This is a genomic window from Novosphingobium sp. Gsoil 351, from assembly GCF_009707465.1.
Classification (GTDB): domain Bacteria; phylum Pseudomonadota; class Alphaproteobacteria; order Sphingomonadales; family Sphingomonadaceae; genus Novosphingobium.
Map to the genome: position 1 here is coordinate 3,627,034 of NZ_CP046120.1, position 17,463 is coordinate 3,644,496.

A 17,463-nucleotide genomic window follows, 5' to 3' on the forward strand; every position below is an offset into this window, starting at 1 on the left:
TCCACTTTCCCACAAATAAATTGATGGTAAACAGTCACATAAAGTCGATTCGCAGTAAATAGAAGTCAACTAACGACGCTTTACTTCAAATCGTCTTTTTAGGTACGTCGAGTTGCGATGTGCAGGCCGCGGTGGGGCAAATACCGCGGCTTGCGATTGAACTGGCGAGGGGTGTGTTTGCTAAACCAGTTTGTGAGACGCCTAACGGGGGGCGCGGAGGCACAGGTCGCATGGGAGTACATTTTACGCCCGAGGAGAGGAGCACTCTCTATCGGTTGTGGTCCGACAGCACCGACGACATCATTCTGAAAACGGATTGCAGCGGCAACATCCTCAGCGCATCGCCGGGGCTGGAACGCGTGCCCTTCGCCGGGATCAACGGATTGTTCGGGCGGCATATCCTCGATCTGGTTCACCCTTCGCGGGCGGCGGCGGTGATGGCCGAGCACGAATCGGCGGTCGCCGGGCGACAGGACGGCAACTGGGTAGAATTCCCGGCGCGCACCACCGATCGCCAGGAACGCTGGTTCGAAATCCAGTCGCGCTGCCTGATCGACGATAGCGGCAAGGTCAACGGCGCAGTGAGCCTCATGCGCTCGATCCAGGAACGGCGCGTGTTCGAGGAACGCCTGTTCGTGGCGGCGATGACGGACCACCTCACTGGCCTCACCAACCGCAGCGCTTTCGTCTCGATGCTCGAGCACCTGGTCGAAGCGCGTACCGGCGGCAGCATGGCGATGTTCGACATCGACCACTTCAGGGCGATCAACATGCGCTACGGCCACGCCGTGGGCGACAAGCTGCTGGTGGCGTTTGCCGAACTGGTCCGCACGTTTGCCGGGAACGACGACATCATCTCGCGGATCGGCGGCGAAAGCTTCGGAATCCTGTTTCCGGGAACGTCGATGGATCACGCCGAGACCATCTGTAGTGGGATTGTCTCCGCGCTTGCCGAGTCGAGCGGAGCATCCGGGGTCGATTGCCTGCCGATCACGGTCAGCGCCGGACTCACGATGATCGGGTCGTCGCTCGATGCCACGATCAAGGCAGGGGAACTGGCACTGACCGTGGCCAAGGCCAAGGGGCGCAACCGGCTTGAAGTGGACTCCGGTATTCCGGCCTACTTCTTTGGGACGGCGAAGGCGAGCTAGCCGACCCGCGCAAGGATATCGGCGGCAAAAGAACTGAGCGTGTCGTCGCGCGCGCCCATCACCACGATGCGGTCGCCAGGGCGGGCGAGAGTGACGATGCGGTCCGCGCAGGCGGTGCGTTCGGGGATATGCTCGGCATGGCCGCCGGCCGCCTCGATCCATGCGGCGACGTGTTCACTGGAGACCGAGCGATCGACGGTGCCGCCGAAATAGACCGGGTCGCACAGCACGGTCAGGTCGTCCGGGCCAAGGCGAGTGGCCAACACTTCGGCCAGCTCGGCGCCCATCTGGCGAAGCGGCCCGAACCCGTGGGGCTGGAAGAAGGCGATGATCCTGCCCGGGTGCATCCGCAGCGTGTCAAGCGTCGCCGCGACCTTCTCGGGATTGTGGCCGAAGTCGTCGATCACGACGATGCCCTGGGGGCTCGTGCCGACGATGTCGAAGCGGCGGGCGAGGCCGGCGAAGCTGCCCAGTGCCGTGACACCCTCAGCCACTGGCACGTCAGCTAGCGACGCACCTGCCAGCGCGGCGAGCGCATTGGCCAGATTGTGCCGTCCGGGCACGCGCAAGGCGAGCGCATGGCGCGAGCCGTCGCGGGTGTCGACCACCGTTCCTGAAACCCCGTTGGGGCGATCGGCGATCGAGCCAGGCGCAACATGCAGCACGGCCTCGCCGCGATCGATGGCGAAGGTCATCGCGTCGCGCGCCAAATGCAGCAGAGCCGCGCTTTCGGCATCGTCGAGGTTGAGTGCGACGCGGTCGCTGGCCGCCAGGAAGCCGCCGAACAGCGCACGCAGTTCCTCGAGGCTCTTATGGTCGAGGCTGACGTTGTTGAGCACCGCGATGGCCGGGCGATACAGTGCAATCGAGCCGTCGCTCTCGTCGACTTCGCTGACGAAGACGTCGCCGCCGCCGACACGCGCGCTGGCGAAGGGCGCATCGGCGGAAACGAAGTTCTTCATCACCGCGCCGTTCATGATCGTCGGGTCGCGTCCCGCCTGGGCCATGATCCAGCCGAGCATGCCGGTGACGGTGGATTTGCCGCTGGTCCCGCCCACCGCGATCCCGCGGCCGCTGGCGTTGAACAGCGTGGCCAGCAGTTCGGCGCGGGTCATCCGTGCGCAGCCGAGTTCGGTGGCGCGGACGACTTCGGGGACGGTATTTTCAACGGCGGCGGAGGCGACGAGCGTCTGGTCGGCGCTGGCGATTCCGCTGCCGTCTTGCGGAAAAAGGCGGATACCCTGCGCTTCGAGCCAGGCAAACTTCTCGGCACTACGGCCCTGGTCGCGGCTACGGTCGGACCCTGCGATCTCGGCGCCGTGGCCGCGCAGGATCAGCGCGAGCGGGAGCATGCCCGATCCGCCGATGCCGCAAAAAAACCAGGGGTGGGCGGTGAGGTCGTCGGCGTGCGCGGTCATGGCGGAAGCGGTCATGGGGCCGGGGGTTAGGTTTGGCTTTGCGACAATACAACCGCGAAGCTACGGACGGGCATGGCCCGCATCGCAATCTGCGCCCCGTCCACCCCGTTCACCCGCGACGATGCGGATCGCGTCCTGGGATTGGCAAGCGCGGAATATCCGCAACATGACCTGGTGTTCCACGAGCAATGCTTCGCGATCGACGGCCATTTCGCAGGGCCGGACGCCTTACGGCTGGCCGCGCTGGTCGAATGCGCGAACGATCCGGGCTTCGACGCGGTATGGTTCGTGCGCGGCGGCTATGGCGCCAATCGCCTTGCCGGTGAGGCCGTCCTGGGCATGAACGAGGCAGCGCGGGCCAAGGCCTTCGTCGGGTATAGCGATGGCGGCACGCTGCTCGCGGCGCTCTATCGCGCCGGGATCGGCCGCCCGGTTCACGCGCCGATGCCTGCCGACATCCGGCGCGCAGGCGGCGAGGATGCCGTCCGGAGGGCGCTTGGCTGGCTGGACGGTAACGTTGAAGGCTGCGAACCGTCCCTCGACGATCGCCCGGCGGTGGCGTTCAACCTGATGACGCTGGCCATGCTGGTAGGGACCGATCTGATGCCCGACCTGAGGGGGCACGTGGTGATGGTCGAGGAAGTGGCGGAGCACCTTTACGCGGTCGACCGGCTGCTGTTTCACGTGACTCACCATCTCGCCGCGCACCGAATCGCCGGGCTTCGCCTCGGGCGGGTCAGCGATGTTCCCGAGAACGACCGCCCGTTCGGCTCCGAGCCCGAGGCGATGGCGCGTTTCTGGTGCGAAAAGCATGCCATTGCGTGGCTCGGGCGCGCCGATATCGGGCACGATGCTGCCAACAAGATTGTGCCCTTCGGGGTAGCCGGCGGGGTCTGAGGCCCATAATCGGCACGACAAAGGAGACTTAGATGAGAGCGTTCGTTTTTCCGGGACAGGGCAGCCAAAAGGTCGGCATGGGCGCGGACCTCGCCGCCGCCAGCGCCGCGGCGCGTGCGGTGTTCGAGGAAGTCGACGATGCGCTCGGGCAGAAGCTGTTCGCATTGATGCGCGAGGGACCCGAAGATCAGCTTACGCTGACCGAGAACGCCCAACCGGCGATCATGGCCAACGCCATCGCCGTGCTGCGCGTGCTCGAGAAGGAAGGCGGCATCGCGCTTGCGGATAAAGCGGATTGCGTGGCTGGGCACAGCCTGGGCGAATACACCGCGCTGTGCGCCGCCGGAGCGTTCAGCCTTGCCGACACTGCGCGGCTGCTCAAACTGCGCGGGCAGGCGATGCAGGCGGCGGTTCCGGTGGGGATCGGCGCGATGGCGGCTTTGCTCGGCGCCGACGTCGAGAAGGCGCAGGCGCTGGCGGATGCGGCGGCCGAGGGGCAGGTCTGTTCGGTCGCGAACGACAACGACCCGACCCAGGTCGTCATCTCCGGCCACCGCGAGGCGGTCGAGCGAGCAATCGCGCTGGTCAAGGACCACGGGATCAAGCGCGGCATTCTCCTGCCGGTTTCGGCCCCGTTCCACTGCCCGCTGATGCAGCCCGCCGCCGATGCGATGGCCGAGGCGCTGGGCCGGACCCCACCGGGTGCGCTGCGCCTGCCGTTGTACGCCAACGTTACCGCGAGCGCGGCTAGCGATCCCGCGGAGATCCAGCGCCTGCTGGTCGAACAAGTCACTGGCCGCGTGCGCTGGCGCGAGAGCGTGCTCGCCATGGCCGCAGCGGGAACCGAGCAATTCGTCGAACTGGGCGGCAAAGTCCTCGGCCCCATGATCGGCCGGATCACGCCCGATGCGAGAGGGACGAGCGTCGTCACGATGGCCGACATCGAGGCGCTGGCGGGACAGTTGTAGGATTGTCTCACGCTGGGTCCAGAAGGCGTAGAGAAGAGGCAAGACGATTTGATTCACACGAAGCCACGAAGATGTCGCTGCTGCGCCACACGCTCTTGAATCTTCCCGGTGTGGCCGCATAGGCAGGCATCGATATTGAAAGGGGCTTCGCCCCACGCGCACCATCTACGTGGCTTCGTGTGAACCTTCTGGCCTCTCCGCGCCTTCGCCCCTCCGCGTGACAAATATGGAGTCTAAGATGTTCGATCTCACAGGAATGACCGCGCTCGTGACCGGCGCCAGCGGGGGATCGGCAGCGCCATCGCGCGCGCGCTCGCCGCCCAGGGCGCTCGGCTTGCGGTTTCCGGGTCCAATTCGTCCAAGCTGCGCGCGTTTCGCGACGAGCTGGACGAGCATACGCCCCAGCATCTGCAGAAGGTCGACCATCTCGCGATTACCTGCGACCTGTCGAAGGCTGACGATGTCGAAAAGCTGATCCCCGCGGCGGTCGACAGCCTCGGCAAGCTCGACATCCTCGTCAACAACGCCGGGATCACCCGCGACAACCTGGCGATGCGGATGAAGGACGAGGAGTGGGATGCGGTGATCCGGGTCAACCTGGAGGCCGCGTTCCGGCTGATGCGCGCCGCGGCCAAGCCGATGATGAAGGCCCGGTTCGGGCGGATCGTCACGATCACCAGCGTCGTCGGCGCCACTGGAAATCCCGGTCAGGTCAACTACGCCGCCGCCAAGGGCGGGCTGACCGCGATGACCAAGAGCCTCGCGCAGGAACTTGCCAGCCGCGGCATCACCGCCAATTGCGTCGCGCCCGGTTTCATCCGCACCGCGATGACCGACAGCCTGCCCGATGGCCAGAAGGAGGCGCTCAATGCGCGCATCCCGATGGGGCGGATGGGCGAGGGCGAGGACATCGGGGCAGCGGTCGCCTATTTGTGCAGCCGCGAGGCGGGATACGTCACCGGCCACACGCTCCACGTCAATGGCGGGATGGCGATGCTGTCCTGACGCCCTTTGGGGGCGCAAAGGCGCAGTTTTGCACAGTCTTTGCGGGGCGTTCACCGCTTGACGCTTGCCGGACGAATGCCCTGCGTTAAGGAAGGTGGTCCGTATTCCGGGCCCGCCAAGCGCGCCCGGTCCAGCGTCCGTTTGAGGGGCACGACAAGACCATGAAGGCCACGATCGAACGCGCGACCCTGCTTCGCTGCCTGTCGCACGTCCAGTCCGTCGTTGAGCGGCGCAACACCATCCCGATCCTGTCGAACGTGTTGATCGAGGCTTCGGCCGATGGCTCGGTCAAGCTGATGGCGACCGATCTCGACCTTCAGGTGGTCGAATCGATGGCAGCGGTCACCGTCGACAGCGCCGGCGCGATCACCGTCTCCGCCCACCTCCTGTTCGATATCGCGCGCAAGTTGCAGGATGGCAGCCAGGTCAGCTTCGAAACCGCCGACAACCGGATGACGGTCAAGGCCGGGCGCAGCCGTTTCCAGCTGCCAACGCTGCCGCGCGACGACTTTCCCGTCATCGTCGAGGGGGATTTGCCCACCAGTTTCGAGATTCCTGCTGCCACACTCGCGCAACTGATAGACCGCACGCGGTTCGCGATCTCGACCGAAGAGACGCGGTATTATCTCAACGGCATCTTTCTCCACGTCACCGACGAGGAGCTGAAGGCCGCCGCAACAGATGGCCACCGCCTCGCGCGCTACACAGTCGCCCGCCCCGATGGCGCGGCGGGAATGCCCGACGTTATCGTGCCGCGCAAATGCGTCGCCGAGCTGCGCAAGCTGATCGAGGAAGCGCTCGACACCAACGTCGAGATAGACCTTTCGGCGAGCAAAATCCGCTTCACCCTGGGCGGCGAAAACGGCGTGGTGCTGACCAGCAAGCTGATCGACGGTACCTTCCCCGATTACACCCGCGTGATCCCGACGGGCAACGACAAACTGCTCAAGCTCGATCCGCGAAGCTTCTTCGAAGGGGTGGATCGCGTTGCCACGATCGCCACCGAAAAGACCCGCGCGGTCAAGATGAGTCTCGAGACCGACAAGGTCACGCTTTCGGTGACCAGCCCCGACAACGGCACCGCTGCGGAAGAGATCGCCGCCGACTATAGCTCGGCAGGGTTCGAAATCGGCTTCAACGCGAACTACCTCAAGGACATCCTCGGCCAGATCGAAGGCGATACGGTGGAACTGCACTTGGCCGACGCTGGTGCGCCCACACTGATCCGCCAGGACGAGAAAAGCCCTGCGCTCTACGTGCTGATGCCGATGCGGGTTTGAGGATCGATTCGCCCCCGGCGAACAACCCTTGGACCACTTGGACCACTGTCCTGGGCTAAAAAATCCTTCCCACCCGCGCCACATTTTCGAGGTGGCTGTACGTTGGACGGGGCTGGGCATGGCTTTGGAATACCGGGCTGGTCCGATGTAGGAAAATAGTCTGTGAACAGCCGCCGGCGGGGAGAGATTTCGATGAGCAGGACGGTGCAGGTCCGGCGCGCTGCGTTGAACCAGATGCGTATTGTCGAGGCGCCGTTGCCACCGCTCGGCCAGGACGAGGCCCGGCTAAGAGTCGAGAGCTTCTCGGTTACCGCCAACAATGTCACATACGCCGTTGCGGGCGATGCCTTCGGCTATTGGAACTTCTTTCCAGGCGAGGGCAAGTGGGGCGTTGTACCGATGTGGGGGCACGCCGTGGTCGAGGCGTCGAACCACCCCGGTATTACGGTGGGCGAACGGGTTTACGGCTATCTGCCGATGGCGACGCATCTCGATGTTCTGCCGGTGAAAGTCGGATCGGGCGGCTTCGTGGATGGCGCCGCGCATCGTCAGCCGATGAGTCCGATCTATAACCAGTACAGCCGACTGGCGGCAGATCCCGAGCATGATCCGGCCAGGGAAGCCGAGCGGATGATCTTCGGCCCGTTGTTCAAGACCGGTTTCCTGATCGAGAGCATGTTCCGCGGCAAAGGCTGGTTCGGTGCGGAGGCCGTGATCAGCACTAGCGCATCGTCGAAGACGGCCATGGCGCTGGCCAGCGTCGCGCGCGACAAATCGCCGCAGGTCGAGCGGATTGGCCTGACCTCGCCGGGCCGGGTCGATTTCGTCAAGGCGACCGGGTTCTACGATCGAGTATTGGCCTATGATGCGGTCGCCAGCCTGCCACAGGCGCCCAGCGTCTCGGTCGACTTTGCGGGGAATGCGGCGCTGCTCCACGCGATCCACAGCGCGCTTGGCGACAATCTCCGTTATTCCTGCACAGTCGGGGCAACCCACGTCGGCCAAGGCTTCGGTAGGGAGAACGGTGCACTTCCCGGACCCGCGCCGGTGCTGTTTTTCGCCCCGGACCATGCCGTGGCGGCGATCGCGGAGCTGGGTCCCAAGGGTTTCGGCGATGCCGTGGCGGCGAGCTGGGCCAAGTTTGTGCGCGAAACCGAGGGTGCGGTGAGGGTAGACGAACGGCACGGGCTTGCCGCGGCGCAAGCGGCGTTTGTCGATACGCTCAACGGCGTTGCCGATCCGGCGGTGGGAATCGTGATCCTGCCCTAAATGTCGATCACGATCTTCCCGAAGTGCTTGTTCGCCACCTGATGGCAAAAGGCGTCGGCCAGGTCCGCCAGGGGGAAGCGGTCCGAGATAATCGGCTTGATCCCGGTCGCCTCTACCCCCGCGATCATCGCTAGTTGCTGGGCGCGGCTGCCCACCGTCAGACCCTGGACGCGCAGGTTTTTGGCCATGAGCAGCACGGTTTGAACCGTCCCGCCATAACCGGCCAGCACCCCGATCAGCGCGACGTGGCCGCCCACTTTGGCCGCGACCATCGACTGGTCGAGCGTTCCCGCGCCGCCGATCTCGACCACGGTGTCCACCCCCGCGCCGCCGGTCAGCTCGAGCGCTTTGGCGCCCCACGCCGCGGTTTCCTTGTAGTTGATCAGTTCGTCGGCGCCGAGATCGCGCAGTTTCTCGAGCTTTTCGCGCGACGAACTCGTCGCGATCACCCGCGCGCCCGCGGCCTTGGCCATCTGCAGCGCGAAGATCGAAACACCTCCGGTGCCCTGGATCAGCACCGTCGATCCCGGCTTGACCGCGCCATCGACGAACAGCGCACGCCAGGCGGTGAGGCCGGCGCACGTCAGCGTCGCGGCCTCGGCGGCGGAGTAGCCGACGGGCGCGCGGGTGAACCAACCGGCGGGAGCGACGATCGCCTCGCGAGCGTAGCCGTCCATCCCGTCGCCGGGCACGCGCCGAAACGCGGTGGCGGGCGTCGCGCCGTCGTCCCATTCGGGAAAGAACAGCGACAGCGCGAGGTCGCCTGGCTTGAACGCGGTGACGCCCGCTCCGACCGCCTCGATAACGCCTGCGCCGTCGGACATCGGGATGCGCCCCGGCTCGGTCGGGATCATCCCCGCGACCACCGCGAAGTCGTGATAGTTGAGCGACGAGGCTTGCAGTTTCACTCGGATCTCGCCCGGACCGGGCTGGCCGGGATCGTCGAGCGTGGCGACGCCGAGCGTATCGAGGCTGGCGGGCGAGCCCACGCGGATGCCAGTGATGGTCATTTCATGTCCTCGATCCGCTCATGTCGAGCGAAGTCGAGACATCCGGCGCCGGCTGTCTCGACTTCGCTCGCCATGAGCGGGCTGGTTTTCGGTTACTGGGTTTATTCTGCCGCTTCGAGCATCTCGGCCCGCTGCGGCCCGCGGATCAGGCCGCCGGGGGTTTCGCCGGTCCATTCGCCATCGCGGAAAGTCACCACGCCGCCCTTGATCGTCGCGACATAACCCTCGGCCTTCTGCAGCAGGCGTTTGCCGCCCGCGGGCAAGTCGAACGCCAGCCAAGGCTTGCCGAGCTTGACCCGGTCGAGATCGATCACGTTGAGATCGGCCATATAGCCCGGCGCGATCACCCCGCGATCGTCGAGGCCATAGAGCCGCGCGGTGTCGCGGCACTGGCGCTTGACCGCATTCTCCAGCGTGATCTTGCCCTCGGGGCGGCCCTCGGCGCGCTTGCGGTCGCGAACCCAGTGCTGGAGCATGAACGTCGGGCTCGCCGCGTCGCAGATCGTGCCGCAATGTGCGCCGCCGTCGGACAGCGAGTTGACGGTGTCGTCAGCGGTCTGCAACGCCTCGAGGAAATCGAGGTTGCCGTCGGCATAATTGAGGATCGGGAAATAGATGAAGCCTGTGCCCTCGTCCTTCATCAGCAGATCGTAGGCATATTCGGCCGGGTCTACCCCCGCCGCGGCCGCTCGGGCGAGAATCGCCTCGGAAGCGGTTGGTTCGTAGTCGAAATCGGGATCCATCTCGAATTGAAGGAACCACCCGGTCGCGACGACGCGCAGGAAATCGATGATGTCGCTCTCGGGATAGACGTTTTCCTCGGCCAGCATCCGCGCCTTGAACGCCGGGTCCTGGAGCCGGGCGAGCTGTTGCTCCCACGGCAGCGTCTCGATTTCGACCCAGGCGGGCTTGAAGCGGAACGGATGGACCGTGCCGCGCCAGGCCATGACGATGCCGTTTCCGCGCAGCGCGATCTGCGCAACGATGTTGGCTCCGTTCGCGTTCTCCTTGCGCATCGTGGCGATCTGTTCGTCGAGCGGTAGCTCCTTGGCGATCGACTGGAGCGCGGCAAAGGTCACCGGCAGTCCGGTCTCGCGGCTGAGCGCGCCCATCCACTCGAACTCGTTCCATTCGCGCTTTAGATCGCTCGCCATCTCGAACACGCCGTGGCCGACCCGGCCCATCGCCCGGCCGATCGCGATGAGTTCCTCGGCGGTGGCGGTGGTGCCTGGGACCAGCTCGCCGTCGATCGACTTGTGAAGCACCGTACGGCTCGTCGAAAAGCCCAGCGCGCCGGCGCGAATCCCCTCTTCGACGATCGCCGACATTTGCGCGACATCGTCATCGGTCGGCACCGCGCCGGGCTTTTCGCGGTCGCCCATGACATAGGCACGGACCGCCCCATGGGGTACGTGGGTGCCGACATCGATGCTGCGCGGCATGCGCTCCAGCGCGTCGAGATATTCGGGGAAGCTCTCCCAGTCCCACTTCATCCCTTCGGCCAGCGCGGTGCCGGGGATGTCCTCGACGCCCTCCATCAGCGAGATCAGCCACTGGTGGCGTTCGGGTGCGGCAGGCGCGAAGCCGACCCCGCAGTTGCCCATGACCACCGTGGTGACGCCGTGCCACGACGACGGCGCCATCTCCGCATCCCAGGTCGCCTGACCGTCGTAATGCGTGTGAATGTCGACCCAGCCGGGCGCCACGACCTTGCCGGCGGCGTCTATCTCTTCGGCGCCATCACCCTGAACCCGACCGACCGCTGCGATCAGTCCGTCCTTGACCGCGACATCGGCGGAAAAGCGCGGCGCTCCGGTGCCATCGACGATGGTGCCGTTGCGGATGACCAGGTCGTATGAAGGCATGAGTCGTTCTCCCAACTTCGCCGGGAGAATGTCAGGCCTGGAGACCCAAGTCGAGCGATTTAATCGCGCGATTAAACCAGTTCATCCCCGCCGAGCCGCGATCATGCTGGCGACATCGACGAACTTTTCGCGCGGGGCGCCTTCGCGAGCGGCCTTGGTCTCGGCTTCCTCGATCAGTTTCCAGTCGGCGAAAGTGACGACGTCGAGTTTCCGCTCGGCGGCCAGCCGGTCGAAACCCGCGCGTCCCTGCTTGCCGCCGCCGGCGCCGATGTCCTCGACAATCTTGTCGATGACGCCGAAGCCGTCGGGACGGTTGGTGCCGATCGTGCCCGACGGACCGCGGCGAGCCCAACCGACGCAGTAGAGGCCCGGCAATATCCGGCCCTCGTCGTTGGCGAAACGGCCCGCGCGTTCGTCGAACGGAACGCCGGGGATGGGCGAAGTCTGGTAGCCGATGCAGCTCACCACAAGGCTGGCGGGAATTGTATAAGTCTCGCCGGTCGGGACCGCACGCCCCGCCTCGACCCGGGTGCGCTCTACCGTCACGCCGGTAACCTGCTTGTCCCCCTGCAACGCAACCGGTGAGGCGAAGAAGTCGAACTCCAGCTCGATTGCCATATCGGCGCGGTGGCTTTCAGGGATCGCGGCAAACCCGCGCAGATGGGTGACCGACTTGCGCAAGCCAGGCTCCAGCAACGCATCGTCGCCGAGGTCGGGCAGGTCGCCGGGATCGACCCGTGGACAAGCGCGCGCCAGGTGGCCCAGCTCGCCGAGCTCCTTGGGCGTCATCATGATCTGGTGCGGTCCCCGGCGCCCGAGGATGACGACCTTGTGGATGCGTGAGCAATCCAGGGTGTCGAGGGCGTGGGCCACGATGTCAGACCCATCGAATTCGGTGCGGGTCTTGGCGAGAATCCGCGCAACATCGAGCGCCACGTTGCCCATGCCGATCACCACCGCCGTCTCCCCCGACAGGTCCGGCTTGAGATCGGCAAACTGAGGGTGACCGTTGTACCAGCCGACGAACGCCGCGCTGCCGAAGACATTGCCGAGATGTTCGCCGGGAAGGGCGAGGGGCCGGTCGTGCGGAGCACCGGTCGCGAGGACCACGGCGTCGTAGAGCGACTGCATTTCCGCGATCGACACGTCGCTACCCACCGACACGTTGCCGATGAAGCGAACGTTGGCGCTCTGCGCGGTCGCCTCATAGCGGCGCGAGACGGCCTTGATCGACTGGTGATCGGGTGCGACCCCGCTGCGGATCAGGCCATAGGGGACGGGCAGTTGGTCGAAAATATCGACTGCGACCTCGTCTCCCCAGTGCTTCAGCGCGGCTTCGGCGGCGTAGTAGCCCGCCGGACCCGATCCGATGATCGCGATGTGCCGCATCGAAGCTCCCCGCTTGTCTGCGGCGATCTAAGCGGGTGGTGCCCTGTTTGGGAAGGGGTCTCAGGGACTGTCGACAGGTTCGTGCGCGACGAGGAAGGCGTTCAGCTTTTCGAGGAACTGTTTGCGATGGCTGAATGGAAAGAGGTGACCTCCGCCGCGGATCAAGGCCAGCGTGCTGCCCGGGATCAGCGCGTGGAGGAAGCGCGAGTTGACCGGCGGCACGACTTGATCTTCGTCGCCCGCGAGGATCAGCGTCGGGACGTCGAGCAGGGGCAAAAGCGGCACGCTGCTCCAACCCGCCAGCGCCGCCAACTGGTACATAAATCCTGCGGGCGAGGGCGGGGTCGCCGCGTTGAGCGAGACCGGGTCGCCCGTGCCACCGCCATTGTAGAGTAGCGCCAGATTGCGTTCGAGAGCCTTGCCCATGCTCCACTCCGCAGGGTCGGCCAAGCGCGATAGAGCGGGCAGGCTTCCCGGCGCCATCGTCATCCCCGCGCTGGTCGCCGCAAGCACCAGCCTGCCGACCCGGGCGCGGTGCTGCAGCGCAAACTGCTGGGCGATGCCGCCGCCCCAGCTAATTCCCAGAACATCGACCCTTTCCAACTCAAGTCGATCCAGCATCGCGGCCGTGGCCAGCGCCATGCTCACCGCATTGTAGGGCATCACCGGATCGGGCGATTTGCCGATGCCCGGCATATCGAAGCACAGCACCCGCCGGGGACCCATGGCGCGTGCCAGCGGATCGAGCAGTTCCAGGTTCATCCCGATCCCGTTGAACACCAGCAACGGCGGCAGCCCGCGATGTTGGCCAGCAAAGTTCCACTGCGCCACCCGCAAACGGCGACCATGAATGCGAAGCGAGGAAATGATCGGGTCCCGTACTGGCATGATCCAGCGCTAGCACGATTATGCTGCAATGCAACATCGAGTGTGAGGGCAAGCGGTGCTGGACGTGCCGGCGCGTTTCCGGCGAACGCTCGATTTGATTTATATTAACCTCGATCCTCTAACCGGACTTGTCGCGCGATATGGATCGCCGGGAGTTGCGGGTCAAAATGTCCAGCGGTCACTCCGCCCTTACGCGCCTCAAGCAAGCCATCCCGCGATCGCGCGCCTCGCGTCCGGTCGAGGTTGCGGGGCAGACGGGCGCTCCGCTCGCACTCTACCGCAACTACGAAGACGCGAAGCTTGGCTGGTTCTGGGCGACTGATGCCCAAGGGCTCCTCACATATGTCTCGCCGCAAATTGCGGAGGACTTGGCGGCCGAGGTCGGCGATCTGATCGGCAAGCCCTTCGCCGCCATCTTCGCCCTCGATAAGGACCCGGAACGTGCCAGCCAAAGGACGTTGCCGTTCCTGCTGGGGACGCACACGAGTTTCGTCGAGCTGGCGGCGAGCATCGCCGGCAGTTCCAATGGGCGCTGGTGGGCCCTGTCGGGTCTCCCGCAAACCGATGACCAGGGCGAGTTCGCCGGCTATCACGGCCATGGTCGCGATATCACCGCTACGCTGCTCAACCAGCGCGATGCATCGCAACTGGCAATGTACGATTCGCTTACCGGGCTGGCCAATCGCCATCACATGGCCGGACGCCTGGCGACCACGCTGACCGCGTATCAGGTCGCCAAGCGCAGCTGCGCGCTGATGATGCTCGATCTGGATCGGTTCAAGCACGTCAACGACACGCTCGGTCACCAGGCCGGCGACGAGCTGCTCAAGCAGGTCGCGCGCCGCCTGCGCCGGGTCGTCGACGAAACTTGCGAGATCGGCCGCTTGGGCGGAGACGAGTTCCAGATTGTCTTGCCCGATGTCGACGATCGCGGCGCGTTGGGCGAGCTCGGCCACAAGATCATCACGATGCTGACGCAGCCTTATTCGATCGACGGGTCGCGCTGCGTGATCGGCGCATCGGTAGGCATCGCCATCGCGCCCTACGACGGGCTCGACAGCGAGGAACTGGTCCGCAATGCAGACCTCGCGCTGTACGCGGCGAAGGGCGCGGGCCGGGGCCAATACCGCTTCTATTCCAGCGATCTGCACTCGGTCGCCGAAGAGCGCCGTCAACTCGAGGAGGACATGCGCGATGCGCTGGCCAAGGGGCAGATGCGCCTGGCGTACCAGCCGATCGTCGCGCTTGGCGAAAACCGCATAACCGGGTTCGAAGCCCTGTTGCGCTGGGAGCATCCCGAGCGTGGCAGCATTTCGCCCGCGCTGTTCATCCCGATCGCGGAAGATGCGGGTCTGATCGGTGCGCTTGGCGAATGGGCCTTGCGCCAGGCCTGCCTCGAAGCGGCCGCCTGGGAGGGCACTGCCCGCGTCGCGGTCAACGTCTCGCCGATCCAGTTTGCGCACATCGGGTTGCCCGCGCTCGTCTCCTCGGCGCTCGCCAACTCGCAGTTGGCGCCCGAACGGCTCGAACTGGAAATCACCGAAAGCGTCTTCCTCGGGGAAGGGGCGGATACCCAGGCAATGTTCGATGCGCTCAAACGCCTTGGCGTGCGGCTGGCGCTCGACGACTTCGGAACCGGCTACTCCTCGCTCGGCTATCTGCAAAAGGCGCCGTTCGACAAGATCAAGATCGACCAGAGCTTCGTGCGCAGCGCGACCGAGCCAGGCAATCGCAACGCGGCGATCATCACCGCGATCGTCAGCCTGGCTACTGCGCTCGACATGGAGACCACCGCCGAGGGGATCGAGGCGCGCGATACGCTGGATCTTATGCATTCGCTGGGGGTCAGCCACGGCCAGGGGTTCATCTTCAGCCGGGCGATCGATCACGACCGAATCGTGGAAATGCTTCGCGCCGGCCAGCTCGAGCTGGCTCCCGACGGACCATCGACGCATCGCTCGGATCGCAAGACCCTGTTTCGCAAGGTCGGGTTGATCCACGAGGATCATCGCTATGACGTGACGATGCGCAACCTGTCGAAGACCGGGGCGATGGTCGAGGGTCTGATCGACATACCGCTGGGAACGCGCTTCGTGGTCGATTTTGGCGAAGGCCAACTGGCGATCGCCGAAGTGCGCCGCTCCAACGGGCAGCGCCAGGGTCTGGAATTCGACGTGCCGCTCATCAGCGACGGCGCCGATGGGCTGTGCACCCGCCATCGCGTTTCGCCCTACATGCTCGCCGCCGCGGGCATGCCGCTGGCCGCGCTGCCGCCGGGCAACTACCCGCTGGTCGGGCTGGGCGAGAACCGCGCGTTCAGCCTGCCTCGCTTCGCCCAGGCCGATGCCCCGGGGGAAAGCCGCCGGGTCGCCTGAGACGAGAGGCTGACTTTCGCGCCAAGCCCGGCTAACGGCGGCGGATGATCGACCGTTCCCTCATTCGCAACTTTAGCATCATTGCCCATATCGACCATGGCAAGAGCACCTTGGCCGATCGCCTGATCCAGCACACCGGCGGGCTGACCGAGCGCGAGATGAGCGCACAAGTGCTTGATAACATGGACATCGAGCGCGAGCGCGGAATCACGATCAAGGCTCAGACGGTGCGGCTGAGCTATCCGGCGGCGGATGGGAAGACGTACGAACTGAACTTGATGGATACGCCGGGTCATGTGGACTTTGCGTATGAAGTCAGCCGCTCCCTCGCCGCCTGCGAAGGCGCGCTCCTCGTCGTCGACGCCGCGCAAGGGGTCGAGGCCCAGACGCTCGCCAACGTCTACCAGTCAATCGAGCACGACCACGAGATCGTGCCCGTCATCAACAAGATCGACCTCCCTGCCGCCGAGCCCGAGAAAGTCCGCGCCGAGATCGAGGAGATCATCGGCCTCGACGCCAGCCAGGCCGTCCTCACCAGCGCCAAGTCGGGCATCGGCATCGCCGACGTGCTCGAGGCGATCGTCACCCGCATCCCGCCGCCCAAGGGCGACGCCAACGCCCCGCTCAAGGCGATGCTGGTCGATAGCTGGTACGACCCCTACCTCGGCGTCGTCATCCTCGTCCGGGTGATCGACGGCACCATCCGCAAGGGCCTGAACGTCCGCTTCATGGCCGGCGACACCGAGCACCTGATCGACCGCGTCGGCTGCTTCACCCCCAAGCGCACCGACCTGCCCAGCCTCGCCGCGGGCGAGATCGGCTTCATCACCGCGCAGATCAAGGAAGTCGCCCAGGCCCGCGTCGGCGACACCATCACCACGGTGAAAGGCGGCGCCATCGAGCCGCTCCCCGGCTTCAAGGAAGTCCAGCCGGTGGTGTTCTGCGGGCTGTTCCCGGTCGACGCCGCGGATTTCGAGAAGCTGCGCGAAAGCATCAGCCGCCTGCGCCTCAACGACGCCAGCTTCACCTTCGAGACCGAGACCAGCGCCGCGCTCGGCTTCGGGTTTCGCTGCGGCTTCCTCGGCCTGCTCCACCTCGAGATCATCCAGGAACGCCTGACCCGCGAGTACGACCTCGACCTCATCACCACCGCCCCCAGCGTCGTCTACCGTATCCAGTTGCGCAAGAGTCGCACCGATGACGCCCAGGAAATCCTCCTCCACAACCCCGCCGACTACCCCGATCCCAGCCGGATCGAGCAGATCGACGAGCCGTGGATCAAGGCGGTGATCTACACGCCCGACGAATACCTCGGCAGCATCCTCAAGCTGTGCCAGGACCGCCGCGGGATCCAGACTGACCTGACCTACGTCGGCGGCCGCGCCCAGGTCAGCTACGAGCTGCCCTTGAACGAGGTGGTGTTCGATTTCTACGACCGCCTGAAGAGCATCAGCCGCGGTTACGCCAGCTTCGATTACGAGCAGATCGGGCTGCGCGAAGGCGATCTCGTCAAGATGAGCATCCTCGTCAACAACGAGCCGGTCGACGCGCTGAGCATGATCGTCCACCGCGGCGTCGCCGAGGAACGCGGCCGCCACATGTGCGAGCGCCTGAAAGACCTGATCCCCCGCCACCTGTTCAAGGTGCCGATCCAGGCCGCGATCGGCGGCAAGGTGATCGCCCGCGAGACGATCCAGGCGATGCGCAAGGACGTGACCGCCAAGTGTTATGGGGGCGACATCAGCCGCAAGAAGAAGCTGCTCGACAAGCAGAAGAAGGGCAAGGCCCGGATGCGGGAATACGGCAATGTGAGCATCCCGCAGGAAGCGTTCATCGCGGCGTTGCGGATGGGGGAGGAGTGACCCCATTCTGAGGACGCGGGAGCGCCGCAGGGGGCCTGCCCCGGCGAAGGCCGGGGGCTGATGACGGGCGCGGGTAGAGGCGCACT

At 65.4% G+C, this 17,463-nt stretch carries 12 protein-coding genes and 1 pseudogene; 8 read left to right on the forward strand and 5 right to left on the reverse strand.

What is annotated here, in order from left to right; translation table 11 throughout:
- Positions 1-230 precede the first annotated feature (230 nt).
- Entirely contained in the window at positions 231-1,151 is a 921-nt protein-coding gene (locus tag GKE62_RS17470) for a sensor domain-containing diguanylate cyclase (RefSeq protein ID WP_154693340.1), read from the forward strand.
- Here the strand turns inward: GKE62_RS17470 and GKE62_RS17475 are convergent.
- Positions 1,148-2,584, reverse strand: a complete 1,437-nt coding sequence (locus tag GKE62_RS17475) for a Mur ligase family protein (RefSeq protein WP_154693341.1) — start codon at positions 2,582-2,584, stop codon at positions 1,148-1,150. The genes GKE62_RS17470 and GKE62_RS17475 overlap by 4 nt on opposite strands.
- Positions 2,585-2,641: 57 nt before the next feature.
- Between GKE62_RS17475 and GKE62_RS17480 the strand changes: the two genes are divergently transcribed.
- From GKE62_RS17480 to GKE62_RS17500, 5 genes and pseudogenes are all read left to right on the forward strand, one after another.
- Complete coding sequence (locus tag GKE62_RS17480; protein ID WP_154693342.1) at positions 2,642-3,466, forward strand: LD-carboxypeptidase; 825 nt, start codon at positions 2,642-2,644, stop codon at positions 3,464-3,466.
- A gap of 32 nt (positions 3,467-3,498) precedes the next feature.
- Positions 3,499-4,434: an ACP S-malonyltransferase gene (fabD, locus tag GKE62_RS17485; RefSeq protein WP_154693343.1), complete on the forward strand. Its 936-nt coding sequence runs from the start codon at positions 3,499-3,501 to the stop codon at positions 4,432-4,434.
- Positions 4,435-4,672: 238 nt separating this feature from the next.
- Positions 4,673-5,439: pseudogene (gene fabG / locus GKE62_RS17490) on the forward strand (3-oxoacyl-[acyl-carrier-protein] reductase).
- Between the two features lie 161 nt (positions 5,440-5,600).
- Entirely contained in the window at positions 5,601-6,719 is a 1,119-nt protein-coding gene (gene dnaN, locus GKE62_RS17495; protein ID WP_154693344.1) for a DNA polymerase III subunit beta, read from the forward strand.
- 192 nt (positions 6,720-6,911) lie between these two features.
- On the forward strand, positions 6,912-7,988 hold the full coding sequence (locus tag GKE62_RS17500) for a DUF2855 family protein (protein ID WP_154693345.1): 1,077 nt from the start codon (positions 6,912-6,914) through the stop codon (positions 7,986-7,988).
- On the opposite strand, the gene GKE62_RS17505 is transcribed toward GKE62_RS17500, so the two are convergent.
- The 4 genes from GKE62_RS17505 to GKE62_RS17520 form a co-directional block, all read right to left on the reverse strand.
- Complete coding sequence (locus GKE62_RS17505; RefSeq protein WP_370516021.1) at positions 7,985-8,998, reverse strand: NAD(P)-dependent alcohol dehydrogenase; 1,014 nt, start codon at positions 8,996-8,998, stop codon at positions 7,985-7,987. The two genes, GKE62_RS17500 and GKE62_RS17505, sit on opposite strands and share 4 nt — an antisense overlap.
- A 101-nt stretch (positions 8,999-9,099) precedes the next feature.
- Complete coding sequence (locus GKE62_RS17510; protein ID WP_154693346.1) at positions 9,100-10,863, reverse strand: amidohydrolase family protein; 1,764 nt, start codon at positions 10,861-10,863, stop codon at positions 9,100-9,102.
- Positions 10,864-10,944: 81 nt separating this feature from the next.
- Positions 10,945-12,252 carry an FAD-dependent oxidoreductase gene (locus tag GKE62_RS17515; protein ID WP_154693347.1) on the reverse strand — a complete coding sequence of 436 codons (1,308 nt, stop codon included), beginning with the start codon at positions 12,250-12,252 and terminating at the stop codon, positions 10,945-10,947.
- Between the two features lie 60 nt (positions 12,253-12,312).
- Positions 12,313-13,140: an alpha/beta fold hydrolase gene (locus GKE62_RS17520; protein ID WP_154693348.1), complete on the reverse strand. Its 828-nt coding sequence runs from the start codon at positions 13,138-13,140 to the stop codon at positions 12,313-12,315.
- 167 nt (positions 13,141-13,307) lie between these two features.
- On the opposite strand from GKE62_RS17520, the gene GKE62_RS17525 reads away from it, so the two are divergent.
- Together GKE62_RS17525 and lepA are read left to right on the forward strand one after the other, a co-directional pair.
- Complete coding sequence (locus GKE62_RS17525) at positions 13,308-15,515, forward strand: bifunctional diguanylate cyclase/phosphodiesterase (RefSeq protein ID WP_230206789.1); 2,208 nt, start codon at positions 13,308-13,310, stop codon at positions 15,513-15,515.
- A 44-nt stretch (positions 15,516-15,559) separates the two neighbouring features.
- Positions 15,560-17,377 carry a translation elongation factor 4 gene (lepA, locus tag GKE62_RS17530; RefSeq protein WP_154693350.1) on the forward strand — a complete coding sequence of 606 codons (1,818 nt, stop codon included), beginning with the start codon at positions 15,560-15,562 and terminating at the stop codon, positions 17,375-17,377.
- Positions 17,378-17,463 lie beyond the last annotated feature (86 nt).

What these genes read in the sequence shown, in the direction of transcription:
- GKE62_RS17470 (WP_154693340.1), top strand. Translation starts at nt 231, where the DNA reads ATGGGAGTACATTTTACGCCCGAGGAGAGGAGCACTCTCTATCGGTTG.
- GKE62_RS17475 (WP_154693341.1), bottom strand. Translation starts at nt 2,584, where the DNA reads ATGACCGCTTCCGCCATGACCGCGCACGCCGACGACCTCACCGCCCAC.
- GKE62_RS17480 (WP_154693342.1), top strand. Translation starts at nt 2,642, where the DNA reads ATGGCCCGCATCGCAATCTGCGCCCCGTCCACCCCGTTCACCCGCGAC.
- fabD (WP_154693343.1), top strand. Translation starts at nt 3,499, where the DNA reads ATGAGAGCGTTCGTTTTTCCGGGACAGGGCAGCCAAAAGGTCGGCATG.
- dnaN (WP_154693344.1), top strand. Translation starts at nt 5,601, where the DNA reads ATGAAGGCCACGATCGAACGCGCGACCCTGCTTCGCTGCCTGTCGCAC.
- GKE62_RS17500 (WP_154693345.1), top strand. Translation starts at nt 6,912, where the DNA reads ATGAGCAGGACGGTGCAGGTCCGGCGCGCTGCGTTGAACCAGATGCGT.
- GKE62_RS17505 (WP_370516021.1), bottom strand. Translation starts at nt 8,998, where the DNA reads ATGACCATCACTGGCATCCGCGTGGGCTCGCCCGCCAGCCTCGATACG.
- GKE62_RS17510 (WP_154693346.1), bottom strand. Translation starts at nt 10,863, where the DNA reads ATGCCTTCATACGACCTGGTCATCCGCAACGGCACCATCGTCGATGGC.
- GKE62_RS17515 (WP_154693347.1), bottom strand. Translation starts at nt 12,252, where the DNA reads ATGCGGCACATCGCGATCATCGGATCGGGTCCGGCGGGCTACTACGCC.
- GKE62_RS17520 (WP_154693348.1), bottom strand. Translation starts at nt 13,140, where the DNA reads ATGCCAGTACGGGACCCGATCATTTCCTCGCTTCGCATTCATGGTCGC.
- GKE62_RS17525 (WP_230206789.1), top strand. Translation starts at nt 13,308, where the DNA reads ATGTCCAGCGGTCACTCCGCCCTTACGCGCCTCAAGCAAGCCATCCCG.
- lepA (WP_154693350.1), top strand. Translation starts at nt 15,560, where the DNA reads ATGATCGACCGTTCCCTCATTCGCAACTTTAGCATCATTGCCCATATC.